Origin of the sequence: Novosphingobium kunmingense (genome assembly GCF_002813245.1) — a bacterium.
Classification (GTDB): Bacteria; Pseudomonadota; Alphaproteobacteria; order Sphingomonadales; family Sphingomonadaceae; genus Novosphingobium; species Novosphingobium kunmingense.
Genome location: NZ_PHUF01000003.1, coordinates 129022 through 141214, shown reverse-complemented (window position 1 = coordinate 141214; position 12193 = coordinate 129022). Strand labels below are relative to the sequence as shown.

Below are 12193 nucleotides of genomic sequence, written 5' to 3'. Positions count from 1 at the left end.
TGGCAAAACGGTAACGCCTGCGCACCTAGGCTGCGCGCCATGGTGAATCGTTTCGTCGTGATCGCCCTGGGCGCCGTCGCCGCTACCGCGGCCATCGCACCGCGGCTGTCGACCGGCGGCGCGGGCGCGGCAACGGGCGAATCCATCTACACCGCCGATATAGCCAAGGCGAAACGGCAAGGCGGCGGCGATGAGCTGGTGCTACAGCGTGACGACACCGGGCAGTTCTACCTTACCGCCACGATCGGGCATGAAGACGTGACCTTCCTTGTCGATACCGGCGCCGACCTGGTCGCCCTGACCGAGGAAACTGCCGAGCGCCTGGGGGTACTGCCCGCCGAGGACCGGTTCCTGCCGCTGATGAAGACCGCGTCCGGCACCGGCTACGGCGCGCCCATCATGCTCGACAGCGTCGAGATCGGCGGCGCGACCTACCGCCAGGTCGAAGCCGTGGTGATGAAGGGGCTGGCCACCGACCTGATGGGCCAATCGGTGCTGGGCCGCGTCGGCGCGCTCGAGATGACTGGCGATTCGATGGTGATCCGGCCTAGCTAGGCCAGTTCGCTTCGGCTAGGCGGGCGCCCATGGGGACCCAGCACCGCGCCTTGCCACTCTCGCATCTTGCCCTGGCGCTGGCCGTGATGGCGGTCTGGGGCACCAACTTCGTGGTGATCAAGGCTGCCCTGGCGCACTTGCCGCCGTTGACGCTGGCGCTGCTGCGCTTCACGCTCGCCTTCCTCCCGCTGGCGCTGGTCCTACCGCGGCCCAAGGTCGCCTGGGGCAACCTGGCGGCCTATGGCGTGTTGATCGGGGCGGGGCAGTTCGGCCTCCTGTTCACCGCGATGCGCGCCGACATCACCCCGGGCCTTGCCAGCCTGGTGGTGCAGAGCCAGGCCTTCTTCACGATCTTCATGGCGATGCGGATGACCGGCGAGCGAATCGCGACCTACCAGATCACGGCCCTGCTGCTCGCGACCAGCGGGATTGCCACCATTGCGCTGCACACCGACGGCAGCGCGACACCGCTGGGCCTGACGCTGACGCTGCTGGCGGCGGCAAGCTGGGCCGGCGGCAACACGGTCAGCCGCGCGGCGGGAAGCGTCAACATGCTGGCCTATGTCGTCTGGGCAAGCCTGTTTGCGGTGCCGCCGCTGCTGGTCATGGCGCTGGCGCTGGAAGGCTGGCCGGCGATGCGCGCAGGGATTGCCTCGGCCGATCGCTGGACCTGGGCGGCGGTGATCTGGCAGTCGGTCGGCAATACAATGTTCGGCTACGGCGCCTGGGGCTGGCTACTGGCGCGCCACCCGGCCAGCCAGGTCGCGCCGCTGGCGCTGCTGGTCCCGGTCTTCGGTCTGGGGTCCGCTGCGCTGATCCTGGGCGAATCGCTCCCCTGGTGGAAACTTCTGGCCTTCGCCCTCGTCATGGCCGGGCTGGCGCTCGGCATCCTCTGGCCCCGCTTGCGAAAGGCTGCACCGTGACCGTGTCGATCCGCTCTGCGATCCCTGCCGACCTCCCGCTGATCGCGGACCTTATCCGCGCCTTGGCCGACTACGAAAAGCTTGCCCACGAAGTCCGCTTCGACGAGGCCGTGCTGGCGCAAAAGCTGTTCGGGCCGCGTCCCTACGCCGAAGTGATAATCGGCGAGATCGACGGCGCGGCGCAGGGTTTCGCCTTGTTCTTCCACAATTTCTCGACCTTCGAGGGCAAGCCCGGGGTCTACCTGGAAGACCTGTTCGTGCAGCCTGCGGCGCGCGGGTCGGGCCTCGGCAAGGCTCTGCTCGCGCAGCTGGCCGCCATCGCCGTGGAGCGTGACTGCGCCCGCCTCGAATGGTCGGTGCTCGACTGGAACGAACCCGCGATCGGCTTCTACAAGAGCCTCGGCGCGCGACTGATGGACGACTGGACGGTGATGCGCGTGGACGGCGCCGCCCTGCAACACTTGGGCGCACACCGGCGTTTTTCTGCCGATTGAGGCTTGGCAGGGCGTTCAGGATCGTTTTATTTTAGCCGTGGTATGAAAGGCGACATGGACCGTCGATCGATCTTGCGTGGGGCACTGGCCACGGGCGCGCTGGCAGCGCTGCCCGCCCGCGCACTCGCGCAGACCGTAACCGACGAATTCGACAAGGTCTTCGGCCAGGTGCCGATGGCCGTGCCGCCGGTCCCGGCCGAACCCGTCGTGCCGTCGCTGCCGGTCATCGCGCCGGCCAACCCGCTGTACGACGCCAAGCTGCGCGAGATCGCGAAGCGTGAACTGGAGCGCGCGGGAGCCACGGTCTGGCGCCGCGATCTGGTCGGCATTGCCGACTTCGCGCGCCCGTCGACGCTGCCGCGCCTGCACTTCGTGAACCTCGAACGCGGGGAGATCCGCTCGTTCCTGGTCAGCCACGGACGCGGTTCGGACCCGGCACATTCGGGCTTCCTGCAGAACTTCTCGAACACCGTCGGATCCGAGGCGACCTCGCGCGGGGCCTACCTGACCGCCGAATGGTACAAGGGCAAGTACGGGACATCGATTCGCCTGCTCGGGCTCGACGCGGACAATTCGAACGCGCTCGACCGCGCGATCGTCATGCACCCCGCCGCCTATGCCGCCGACGACATGATCGGGCGGTTCGGCAAGCTGGGCCGCAGCGAAGGCTGCTTCGCCATGGGGCCGACGCACTTCAGCGAGGCGTTGTGGCACCTGTCCGGCGGGCGCCTGCTCTACGCCGACCGGATCGAACTGGTCTGAACCCTGGCGCGTGCGGACAGGCCATCCGGCCTGTCCCTGGCAACTCCGACGATCAGATCGGATTATCGAGCTTGATCACCTTCTCGCTGGTGATGCGCTGGCCGTTCCAGGCCTCGCGCGGCTTGGCGAAGCTGGCCAGCACCGGCGCGTCGCGGCCATAGATGTCGGCAAACTTGCCCATCTTGCCGTCGATCCCGGTCGCCATGGTGAAATAGGTCAGGTAGACCGGGAAGGTCTTGGTCATCGGGACCTTGGTGTACTTGCCCGACAGGTTGTGTTCGACCGCCTGCTGCGGGGTCAGCCCCGCGCCGAGGATCGCCATGGTCATGCCCAGTTCCACCGCGCGTTCGGTGCGCACGCAGCCGTGGCTGTAGGCTCGCACCGGCGTGTTGAACAACGCCTTGGACGGGGTGTCATGCAGGTAGATCGCGTGCGCGTTGGGCATGTCGATCTTCATCCGGCCGAGCGCGTTGTTGTCGCCCGGCTGCTGCACCACGACGATCATCCCGTCCTTCAGCTTGGTCACCTTGTAGCCTTCGCGGGCGGCCTGCTTGGGATTGTTGATCAGCCGAGCGCCCAGGCCTTCGCCCACGACGATCGACTGCGGCACGGTCCAGGTGGGGTTGAAGACCACCGCCTCGACCTGTTCGGCAAGATTGGGCGTGGCCGTCCGGCCGGGCTTGCCCACCACGGTGCGGTACGACCGGATGATCGTGTTATCGACCGTCAGGCGCAGCTGGTATTCGGGCAGATTGGTGAGCAGGTAGTACTTGCCCATCTCGCGCGGCAGCCAGCGCCACCGGTCGAGATTGACCTGGATCAGGTTGCGCGCCGTCTTGCTGGCCTTGGGCGTCGAGGCATAAAGCGCCTTCAGCGCCGCATAGTCCGGGTGGGTCGGCGCAAGGCCCATGATCACGCCTTCGACGTCGCCGGTTTCCAGCGCCCTGGTCATCAGGCCGGTGATCGAATTGGTGTCGACGTCCTTGTCGACCAGATACCACTGCAGGCGTGACTGCATGCGGGTCCGCCCGTCGCGCATGTCCTCGGCCAGCCAGGCGAAGGAACGGCTCGCCTGCTGGTCGAGCGCGGCACCGGGGCCCGCGAGAATCGCGGCGCGCAGCTTCTCCGGCTGATAGTCCGCCGGGATCAGGCCGTCGGCACCCACCTTCTCGATGACCGAGGCCAGCTTGCTTGCGGCATCGACCGACCAGGCCATCACCGGCTCGTCGATGGCGAGCGGCGCGGTCTCCGACGGGACGGGTGGCGGCGCGGGGACGGGGACCGGGACCGGGGTTGCTGCGGGAGCCGGAACGGCTGCTGCGTCCTGCGGCGCGGAGCTTGCCGTCGGCCGCGGGGCAGGAACGGCGGCCGGCGGGGTCGTGGCCTGGGCCAGCGCCGTGCCGGGAACGCTCAGCACCGCGAGGACGGCCAGTGCCGAACCCTGACCAAGACCCGACTTGCCCCTGAACACCATCTAAAAAACTCCACTCGTCTTGCGGGCACGCGGCGACGCCGCGCCGAGCGCCCTAATGCCTTGCTTATCCTTCCCCTTCAAGCATCGCGGCTTGCCACAAGCTGAATTGTGGGCGGTTTTGCGACTATCTGCACGCTCGCGCGAAAGGCTTTGACCCTGCACGCAGCGCGGGAGCATAGACCGCCCTTCGCGCGTTCGGACAGGCATCACGGCAAGGACAGGCAGACCCATGCAGATCGGTTTCATCGGGCTCGGCAGGATGGGCGGCAACATGGTGCGCCGCCTGTCGCGCGGCGGTCACGAATGCCACGTCTATTCGAACAAGGCGGAAGAAGGCGCGGCGCTCGCCGCCGAAACCGGCGCCCTCGCCGCGCCAAGCATTGCCGCGCTGGTCGCCGGCCTCGATGCACCCCGGACGGTTTGGCTGATGGTCCCCGCGGGCACAGTGACGCAGGCCGTGATCGACGAACTGGCCGGCCTTCTTTCCGGCGGCGACACGATCATCGACGGCGGCAATTCCAATTACCGCGATAGCGTCGCGCGGGCCGCGGCGCTGGCCGGCAAGGAGATCCATTTCCTCGATTGCGGGACCTCTGGCGGGCTGTTCGGACTGGAGCGCGGCTATTCGCTGATGATCGGCGGCGATGCCGCCGGGGTCGAAGCCGCGCGCCCGGTATTCGAGACGCTGGCGCCTGGGGTCGGAGCGGCGCCGCGTACCCCGGTCAAGGACGGCGGCGCGCTGCAACCCGGCGAGGCAGGCTGGCTGCATTGCGGCAAGGCGGGAGCTGGCCACTATGTGAAGATGGTCCACAACGGCATCGAATACGGGATCATGCAGGCCTTTGCCGAAGGTTTCGCGCTGTTCGCCAGCGCCAACGACCCAGTCGTTCCCGAAGAACGATCCTACGCCTTCGACCTGCCCGCGATTGCAGAGGTCTGGCGCCGCGGCAGCGTGGTGTCGTCCTGGTTGCTCGATCTCGGCGCCGAAGCGCTCGCGGGGGGCAAGGGCCTGCAGGACTACAGCACGCGGGTGGCCGATTCGGGCGAGGGGCGCTGGACCCTCAACGCCGCGATCGAGCAAGGGGTCTCGACCCCGGTGATCGCCGACGCGTTGTTCGCCCGCTTCACCAGCCACGACGACGCGGGCACGGCCAACCGGTTCCTTTCGGCGCTGCGAAACAAGTTCGGCGGGCACGACGGGGTGCCGAAACCGGGCGAAACGAAGGCCTGACCCTCTACTCCTGCCCGTGGCCGCGCGGGTGGAACCACGGGGTTTCCGGCATGTCGGCCGCCACGGAGAGCGGAAAGGCGGGCGTGCGCTTTTCGAGGAAGGCGGCGACACCTTCGTGCACGTCGGCCTTCTGGCCAAGCGCTATGTTGAGCGAGGCATCGACCGCTAGCGCGCCCGCAGGACTGTCCTGCGCCGAAAACTGCCACAGCATGCGCCGGGTCAGCGCCAGCGCCACCGGCGAGCAATTGTCCGCGATCTCCAGCGCCAGTTGGCGCGCCCGCGCTTCCACCCCGTCGGCCGGGGCCAGTTCGCTGACGAGGCCCGCGTCCAGCGCCTCGGCCGCAGGAACCAGCGCCCCGGTGATGCACCACTTGAGCGCAGTGGAGAGCCCGACCAGCCGCGGCAGGAACCAGGCCGATCCGGCTTCGGGCACCAAGCCGCGGCGGGTGAACACGCAGCCGAACCGGGCGTGATCGGCCGCGATGCGGATGTCGCAAGGCAGGGTCAGGGTCAGGCCCACGCCCGCCGCCGAGCCGTTGAAGGCGACGATCGACGGTTTGCGGCAGGCCATCATGCTGGCGATGAAGTCGCTGCGCTTGCCGCTCCCGCCGCTCGGGCCGCCGAAGTTCTTGGCGCCTTCGCCGCTTGCCGTATCGAAGGCCCCTGCCCCGGCGGAGACGTCGGCCCCGGCGCAGAACACCTTGCCGTGCGCGGTCAGCACGACGACGCGGATCGCGTCGTCACCATCGGCATGGTCGAAGGCGGCGGCGAGTTCGGCGCCCATGGTCGCGGTATAGGCGTTCATCGCTTCGGGCCGGTCGATCCGCACCCACAGGATCGGACCTTCCTGTTCGAGCCGGACCTGCGTCGTCTCGGGCAGGTCCGTCACTAAAGCGCCTCGATCCGGACGGGCATCTGGGTGAAGCCGTGGAGAAAGGGGCTCGCCAGCCGCGTCGGTTCGCCTTGCGGGACCACGCGGATGTTGCGGCGGACCAGTTCCTCGATCAGCGTGGTGATCTGGTTTTCGGCCAGCCGCGCCCCGACGCAGCGATGGATGCCGTGTCCGAAGCCCAGGTGCCGCCGAGCGTTCTCGCGTCCGACGTCGAAGCGTTCGGCGTCGGCGAAGACGTTCTCGTCGCGGTTGGCGCTGATGTACCACAGGACGATCTTCTCGCCCTTGCGGATCGTCTGCCCGGCAAGCTCCGTATCCTCGAGTGCGGTGCGCCGCATATGGGTGACGGGCGATTGCCAGCGGATGATCTCCTGCGCCGCGTTGGCGCAGAGCGAGGGATCGGCATGCAGCCGTTCGAGCTGGTCGGGATAGCGGGCCAGCGCCTCGACCAGTCCGGACATCGAATTGCGCGTGGTGTCGTTGCCGCCGACGATCAGCAGCGCGATGTTGGCGATCCGCTCGATCGGATCGAGATGCCCCATGGCCTCGGAATGGACCATGCGGCTGAGCAGGTCGTCGGTCGGCGGCTTGGTCCGCCGGTCTTCCAGTTCGCGGTCGAACCGCGTCAGCATATCGCCCATCTCGACCATGAACTGCGCGCGGTGATCGTCGGTCAGCAGTTCGGACGAGACGCCGCTGGCCCAGTCCGACCAGCGCTTGATGTCGCGCCATTCGTCGAACGGCATGTCGAACAGGATCAGCAGCATCCCCAGCGTCTGCGGGATCGACACCCGTTCGACCCAGTCGAACGTTTCGTCCAGCGGCAACCCGTCGAGCAATTCGCACGTGCGGGCTTTGACGGCCAGATCCAGCTTCTGCATCTGGCTGGGCGAAAAGGCCGGGGCGATCACCCGCCGCTGGGCGGTGTGGATCGGCGGGTCCTGGGCAAGGAAATTGGGAAACGCCTCCCCGTTGACGGCATCGGCAATTGTGATGTTGCCAAGGTCCCAGCGCGAGGAGAACACGTCGTGGCGCAGCTCCACTTCCTGTATCAGGCCGTGGGTCACGGCAGACCAATAGGGCCCGAACGGGCTGTCGGGCCGCCAGGACAGCGGCATGGTCGCCCGCAACTGCGCGAAGGGTTCGCGCCAGCGGTCCTCTACGTAAAAGGAGTCCAGGCTGACGTCGAACGGGTTGAGCGGGCGCGTATCCACACAGACCATAGATCAGGCATCCTCGGTTACCCGCGACTCTAACGGCAAGCGGTTGCCGGAAGCTGCGGCGCGGCGGGCGCCCTTGTCCAGTTCCTTTTTCAACGCCCGGACATAGTGATCGAAATCGAGCTGGATGGTATGCCGCCGCGCAGCGTAATACTGGCCGGTGTAATAGTCCTCGTCCGACGTGATGATCCGTTCCATTTCAGCCGGTTCGGGCGGCCGATACTTGCCGGCAAGATAGGCTGCCACAAGCTTCGACTGCTGTTCGGCGAAATTGACCAGCGTCGGCAGCGGCTGGGCCAGCCCCATGTAGAACAGGTCGGGGACGCCGGGCTTCATGATCCGTTTGAACAATGGCGGCGGACGGTTGTCGGCGTCGGCCTTGAAGGCTGGTTCGGCGAAGAACGGGAACGAAATGTCATAGCCCGTTGCCCAGACGATGACGTCGATCGCCTCGCGGCTGCCGTCCGAGAATACCACTTCGTCGCCGTCGAGCCGTTCGATTCCCGGCTTCATGGTGATGTCGCCCGATCCGGCGCGGACCAGGAACTCGCCCGATACCGTGCCGTGGCTTTCGAAGGGGCCGATCTCCGGTTCGGGCAGGCCATAGTCGCTCATCCGCCCGACCAGGCCCTTGACCATGCGCGCGCCCAGCCATTGCCGGACCGCCTTGGGCATCCAGGCCGGGGCAGGGTTCTTGTCGAGCGGCTGCCCCTTGTAATACTTGGGGAAAATCCATACGCCCCGGCGGGTCGATACGAACAGCTTGCCCGCCATCGGGCGCTGCGACAGTTCGCTGGCGACGTCCATCGCGCTGTTGCCCATGCCGACCACCAGAACCCGCTTGCCGATGCAGTCGACCGGCTCGAACGGGGTGCGGTATTCGTGGCTGTGGATCTGCGCGCCGTTGAAATGGCCGGGGTATTCGGGGATGCGCGCAGCCCAGTGGTGGCCGTTGGCAACGGCAAGCGCGTCGTAATCCTTCACTTCGCCGGTCGATAGCGTGATGGTCCAGCCGCCCCCCGGTTTCCGCTCGGCCTTTTCGACGCGGGTATTGAAGCGGATATGCTCGCGCAGGCTGAAATGGTCGACGTAGTCGTGGAAGTAGCCGAGCAGCAGCGAATGGTGCGGATAGTCGGGCCAGTCCGCTGGCACGGGAAAGTCCTCGAAGGCCAGGCGCCATTTCGATGTGTCGATGTGCAGGCTCTGGTAGCAGGCCGACTGCCCGTTGGGATTGTTGTAGTACCAGGTTCCGCCGATGTCGTCCGATGCCTCGAAGACATCGAAGGGAATGCCGTAGTCCTTCAGCCGCTTGGCCGTGGTAAATCCCGAGCACCCGGCCCCGATGATGCAAACGCGCGGCAATGTCATGATGCGGTGTCTCTCCCGGTTTTACAGGCGAGTATGTTTAACCGATCGATTAAAGTCCAGCGGCTTGTTGTACTAAAGTACAAGGCCGATCCTGGACGAGGGATAGGGCGCGAGCAGTGCCGCTGCGCGATCCCAGTCGCCGTTCAACCAGGTCTTCCAGCACTCTGGATCAGGGGAAAGGATTGCCGGCATGGTCTCGTGGCCGAGGTCGCGCCACGTCGCATTGGCTTCGATGGTCAGGATGGCGAAGCTCGGGATCTCGCTGTCCTTCCACACCCCGGCAAAGGCGAACAGCGGTTGGTCGCTGCACGAAAGCCAGGACTGGCGACGCTTGCCGGTCTGCGGGTCGGCGCGGCCCCACGCCATGACGTTGCTGGCCGGGACGAGGCAGCGGAATTCGCTGTTGCGCAGCGACCCGGTCCAGAAGGGGCTGCCGATATTGCGCACGGTGAGCACGCCGCGGCCGTCCTGCCCGGCCGAAGGCGGCGGCGGCACGCCCCACAATCGCGGAACCAGTCGGCGCGGCTGGCCGGGCCGGCGCGGTCCGGCGATTTCCTCGCGGCCGGCGGTGATCACCGGCGCGAAACTGCCCGGCGTCACCGAGCCGCCGCTCCACGGATCATCGCCCGCCGCCGCGCCGAAACGCGAGGCAATGGCTCGCGCAGCGGCGGACAGGCGATAGAGGACGGTCATCGCCCTCCCGCCTGCCTCAGATCGCGTCGAGCGGCAACTTCAGGTAGCGGGTGCCATTGGCTTCGGCTGGCGGCAGCTGTCCGGCCCGGATGTTGACCTGGAGCGAGGGCAGGATCAGCTGCGGGGCATCGAGCGTCGCATCGCGGGCCTGGCGCATGGCGACGAAGTCCGCTTCGCTGACCCCTTCGTGGATATGGACGTTGGCGCGGCGCTGTTCGGCAACGCTCGTCTCCCAGGCGATTTCGGAGCGCCCGGCCGGCAGGTAATCGTGGCCGACGAAAATCCGCGTTTCGCCGGGCAGGGCAAGCAGCTTGCGGATCGAGGCATAGAGCGTTGCCGCGCTTCCACCGGGAAAGTCACACCGCGCGGTGCCGTAGTCGGGCATGAACAGCGTATCCCCGACGAACAGAGCATCGCCAATCCTGAAACTGACACAGGCCGGAGTGTGGCCGGGGGTGTGCAGCACTTCGATCGTCAGGCTGCCCAGCGGCAGCGTGTCGCCCTCGCCGACCAGCCGATCGAACTGGCTGCCATCGAAAGCAAGGTCATCGAGGCCGAACAGCGTGCCGAACGTGCGCTGGATAGTGGTGATCCCGGCCCCGATGGCGACCTGCGCACCGGTCTTGCCGCGCAGGTACTGAGCAGCCGAGAGGTGATCGGCATGGGCGTGGGTGTCGAGAATCCAGTCGAGCTGCAGCTCATGCTGCGCCAGATGAGCCAGCAGGGCGTCGGCCGAACGCGTTGCCGTGCGCGCGTTGTTGGGGGTGAAGTCGAGCACCGGATCTATCACGGCCGCGCGGCGCGTGACCGGATCGGACACGATGTAACTAACGGTGTGTGTTGCGGGATCGAAAAAGCCGGCAACGGTTGGAACGGCAGTCATGGCGAATCTCCTTCGGTCGTAATATTAGCACTTGCTAAATTAGAATCAACTGATATAAATCGCCTCATGTTCGACCTTACCCGATTCGATCCGGCCCTGTTCGCCGAAAGTGCCGGTCGCGCCGCAGACCTGCTGCGACTGCTCGGCAACGAAAAGCGGCTGATGATCCTGTGCCAGCTGGCCGACGGCGAACTGTCGGTCGGCCAGATACAGGACAGGGTCGGCCTGTCGCAATCGGCGCTGTCGCAGCATCTTGCGCTGTTGCGCGAACAGGGCCTGGTCGCCACCCGGCGCGATGGACAGACGATCTACTACCGGATCGTCGATCACGCCGCGATGAAGGTCATCCAGACGCTCGCCGACCTGTTCTGCCCTCCCGAAACAAGGACCGTGAAATGACTTCCCAACTTGTTGCCCTGAACCCCGCCGACCTCGCCGAGCGCATCCGGACCGGCCGCGCCGTGCTGGTCGACGTGCGCGAGCCGGACGAGTTCGCCCGCCGCCACATTGCCGGCGCCCTGTCGCGCCCGCTCTCGCAATGGGAGGACGCGCACCTGTCGATCGCGGCGGGTCAGGACGTGGTCTTCACCTGCAAGTCCGGCGCCCGCACACAGGGCGCCTGCGACCGCCTGGCTGCGCGAGTCGAAGGCACCGCCTACGTCCTGTCAGGCGGCGTCGACGGGTGGGAGCGCGCCGGACTGCCGGTCACGGTCGATCGCAAGGCCCCGCTCGAAATCATGCGCCAGGTGCAGATTGCTGCGGGCAGTCTGGTGCTGATCGGGGTGCTGCTCGGCTTCCTCGTCGCGCCGGCCTGGTTCGGCCTAGCCGGCTTCGTCGGCGCAGGGCTGACCTTCGCCGGGATTTCCGGCTTCTGCGGCATGGCCCGGCTGCTCATGCTCGCCCCCTGGAACCGGCCAAGGGCGGCCTGATCCGATGGAACTGGTCCCACTCCTTCTCGCGGGCCTTGGCGGCGCGCTGGTCGGCTTCCTGCTGACGCTGTTCGGCGGGGGCGGATCGGTGCTGGCAACGCCGTGGCTGATCTATGTCGTCGGCGTGGCCGATACCCACGTGGCGATCGGCACCTCGGCCGCCGCGGTCGCGGTCAACGCCGTGACCGGGCTTGCCGGACAGGCCCGCGCCGGGCGGGTCAAGTGGCCCTGCGCCACGGTCTTTGCCGTGGCCGGCCTCGCCGGGGCGCTGACCGGGGCGCATCTGGCGCAGGCCGTGTCGGGCGAAGCGCTGCTGCGCTGGTTCGCCTTCGCGATGATCGCCATTGCCGTCTCGATGCTGATCCCGCGCAAGAGCCAGGGCGATCCGGGCGTGCGGATTACATGGCCGATCGTCGCGCGGCTCGCCCCGCTGGGGCTCGCGGCAGGCCTTGCTGCCGGGTTCTTCGGCATCGGCGGCGGTTTTCTGATTGCGCCGGGGTTGATGGCGGCGACGGGCATGACGCTGGCCAACGCGGGCGCAAGCAGCCTCGTGTCGGTGGCGCTGTTCGGCAGCGCGACCAGCGCCAGCTATGCTCTTGCCGGCAAGGTCGCCTGGCCGCTGTTCGGCGCGCTGGTGGCCGGCGGCGCGGCCGGCACCCTGGCGGCGCTGCCGCTGGCCAAGCGCCTCGAGAGCCGTGCGCCCCTTGCACGCAAGCTCTTCGCCGGCCTGGTCATCGCGGTGGCTATCTACATTCTGCTCCGCTGACAG

At 67.2% G+C, this 12193-nt stretch carries 14 protein-coding genes; 8 read left to right on the top strand and 6 right to left on the bottom strand.

Translation table 11 applies throughout. The annotated features are described in order from the left end of the window. Nucleotides 1-39: 39 nt before the first annotated feature. From B0I00_RS06810 to B0I00_RS06795, 4 genes are read left to right on the top strand one after another with little or no spacing between them, the layout of a single operon-like run. On the top strand, nucleotides 40-555 hold the full coding sequence (locus B0I00_RS06810) for a retropepsin-like aspartic protease family protein (protein WP_100866650.1): 516 nt from the start codon (nucleotides 40-42) through the stop codon (nucleotides 553-555). 29 nt (nucleotides 556-584) lie between these two features. Beyond that, entirely contained in the window at nucleotides 585-1478 is an 894-nt protein-coding gene (locus B0I00_RS06805; protein ID WP_100866649.1) for an EamA family transporter, read from the top strand. Continuing rightward, nucleotides 1475-1972 (top strand): GNAT family N-acetyltransferase, encoded by a 498-nt coding sequence (locus tag B0I00_RS06800; RefSeq protein WP_100866648.1) that lies wholly within the window; start codon nucleotides 1475-1477, stop codon nucleotides 1970-1972. Before B0I00_RS06805 ends, B0I00_RS06800 begins: the two co-directional genes overlap by 4 nt. Nucleotides 1973-2026: 54 nt before the next feature. Then, nucleotides 2027-2734, top strand: a complete 708-nt coding sequence (locus B0I00_RS06795; protein WP_100867129.1) for a murein L,D-transpeptidase catalytic domain-containing protein — start codon at nucleotides 2027-2029, stop codon at nucleotides 2732-2734. Between the two features lie 52 nt (nucleotides 2735-2786). Here the strand turns inward: B0I00_RS06795 and B0I00_RS06790 are convergent, their stop codons facing one another. Continuing rightward, nucleotides 2787-4208 (bottom strand): L,D-transpeptidase family protein, encoded by a 1422-nt coding sequence (locus B0I00_RS06790; RefSeq protein ID WP_100866647.1) that lies wholly within the window; start codon nucleotides 4206-4208, stop codon nucleotides 2787-2789. Between the two features lie 229 nt (nucleotides 4209-4437). Between B0I00_RS06790 and gnd the strand changes: the two genes are divergently transcribed. Further along, nucleotides 4438-5439, top strand: a complete 1002-nt coding sequence (gnd, locus tag B0I00_RS06785; protein WP_100866646.1) for a phosphogluconate dehydrogenase (NAD(+)-dependent, decarboxylating) — start codon at nucleotides 4438-4440, stop codon at nucleotides 5437-5439. Nucleotides 5440-5443: 4 nt separating this feature from the next. Here gnd and B0I00_RS06780 read toward each other — a convergent pair whose 3' ends face one another. The 5 genes from B0I00_RS06780 to B0I00_RS06760 form a co-directional block, all read right to left on the bottom strand. After that, nucleotides 5444-6328 (bottom strand): enoyl-CoA hydratase-related protein, encoded by an 885-nt coding sequence (locus B0I00_RS06780; protein WP_232730152.1) that lies wholly within the window; start codon nucleotides 6326-6328, stop codon nucleotides 5444-5446. Beyond that, nucleotides 6328-7554: a cytochrome P450 gene (locus tag B0I00_RS06775; protein ID WP_100866645.1), complete on the bottom strand. Its 1227-nt coding sequence runs from the start codon at nucleotides 7552-7554 to the stop codon at nucleotides 6328-6330. Before B0I00_RS06775 ends, B0I00_RS06780 begins: the two co-directional genes overlap by 1 nt. Before the next feature lie 3 nt (nucleotides 7555-7557). Next, entirely contained in the window at nucleotides 7558-8919 is a 1362-nt protein-coding gene (locus tag B0I00_RS06770) for a flavin-containing monooxygenase (RefSeq protein WP_100866644.1), read from the bottom strand. A 72-nt stretch (nucleotides 8920-8991) separates the two neighbouring features. Next, a complete protein-coding gene (locus B0I00_RS06765; protein WP_100866643.1) occupies nucleotides 8992-9612 on the bottom strand; it encodes an SOS response-associated peptidase family protein in 621 nt (206 codons plus the stop codon). 16 nt (nucleotides 9613-9628) lie between these two features. Then, nucleotides 9629-10495 carry an MBL fold metallo-hydrolase gene (locus B0I00_RS06760; RefSeq protein ID WP_100866642.1) on the bottom strand — a complete coding sequence of 289 codons (867 nt, stop codon included), beginning with the start codon at nucleotides 10493-10495 and terminating at the stop codon, nucleotides 9629-9631. Between the two features lie 66 nt (nucleotides 10496-10561). Between B0I00_RS06760 and B0I00_RS06755 the strand changes: the two genes are divergently transcribed. The 3 genes from B0I00_RS06755 to B0I00_RS06745 are packed head-to-tail and all read left to right on the top strand — an operon-like array spanning nucleotide 10562 to nucleotide 12190. After that, the gene (locus tag B0I00_RS06755; protein ID WP_100866641.1) at nucleotides 10562-10894 is read left to right on the top strand and encodes an ArsR/SmtB family transcription factor; all 333 of its coding nucleotides are present in this window, start codon (nucleotides 10562-10564) and stop codon (nucleotides 10892-10894) included. After that, on the top strand, nucleotides 10891-11424 hold the full coding sequence (locus B0I00_RS06750) for a rhodanese family protein (RefSeq protein ID WP_100866640.1): 534 nt from the start codon (nucleotides 10891-10893) through the stop codon (nucleotides 11422-11424). Before B0I00_RS06755 ends, B0I00_RS06750 begins: the two co-directional genes overlap by 4 nt. Before the next feature lie 4 nt (nucleotides 11425-11428). After that, on the top strand, nucleotides 11429-12190 hold the full coding sequence (locus tag B0I00_RS06745) for a sulfite exporter TauE/SafE family protein (protein ID WP_100866639.1): 762 nt from the start codon (nucleotides 11429-11431) through the stop codon (nucleotides 12188-12190). Nucleotides 12191-12193 lie beyond the last annotated feature (3 nt).

Coding starts and splice junctions, on each gene's coding strand:
- B0I00_RS06810 (WP_100866650.1), top strand. CDS start 40: ATGGTGAATCGTTTCGTCGTGATCGCCCTGGGCGCCGTCGCCGCTACC.
- B0I00_RS06805 (WP_100866649.1), top strand. CDS start 585: ATGGGGACCCAGCACCGCGCCTTGCCACTCTCGCATCTTGCCCTGGCG.
- B0I00_RS06795 (WP_100867129.1), top strand. CDS start 2,027: ATGGACCGTCGATCGATCTTGCGTGGGGCACTGGCCACGGGCGCGCTG.
- B0I00_RS06790 (WP_100866647.1), bottom strand. CDS start 4,208: ATGGTGTTCAGGGGCAAGTCGGGTCTTGGTCAGGGTTCGGCACTGGCC.
- gnd (WP_100866646.1), top strand. CDS start 4,438: ATGCAGATCGGTTTCATCGGGCTCGGCAGGATGGGCGGCAACATGGTG.
- B0I00_RS06775 (WP_100866645.1), bottom strand. CDS start 7,554: ATGGTCTGTGTGGATACGCGCCCGCTCAACCCGTTCGACGTCAGCCTG.
- B0I00_RS06770 (WP_100866644.1), bottom strand. CDS start 8,919: ATGACATTGCCGCGCGTTTGCATCATCGGGGCCGGGTGCTCGGGATTT.
- B0I00_RS06765 (WP_100866643.1), bottom strand. CDS start 9,612: ATGACCGTCCTCTATCGCCTGTCCGCCGCTGCGCGAGCCATTGCCTCG.
- B0I00_RS06760 (WP_100866642.1), bottom strand. CDS start 10,495: ATGACTGCCGTTCCAACCGTTGCCGGCTTTTTCGATCCCGCAACACAC.
- B0I00_RS06755 (WP_100866641.1), top strand. CDS start 10,562: ATGTTCGACCTTACCCGATTCGATCCGGCCCTGTTCGCCGAAAGTGCC.
- B0I00_RS06750 (WP_100866640.1), top strand. CDS start 10,891: ATGACTTCCCAACTTGTTGCCCTGAACCCCGCCGACCTCGCCGAGCGC.
- B0I00_RS06745 (WP_100866639.1), top strand. CDS start 11,429: ATGGAACTGGTCCCACTCCTTCTCGCGGGCCTTGGCGGCGCGCTGGTC.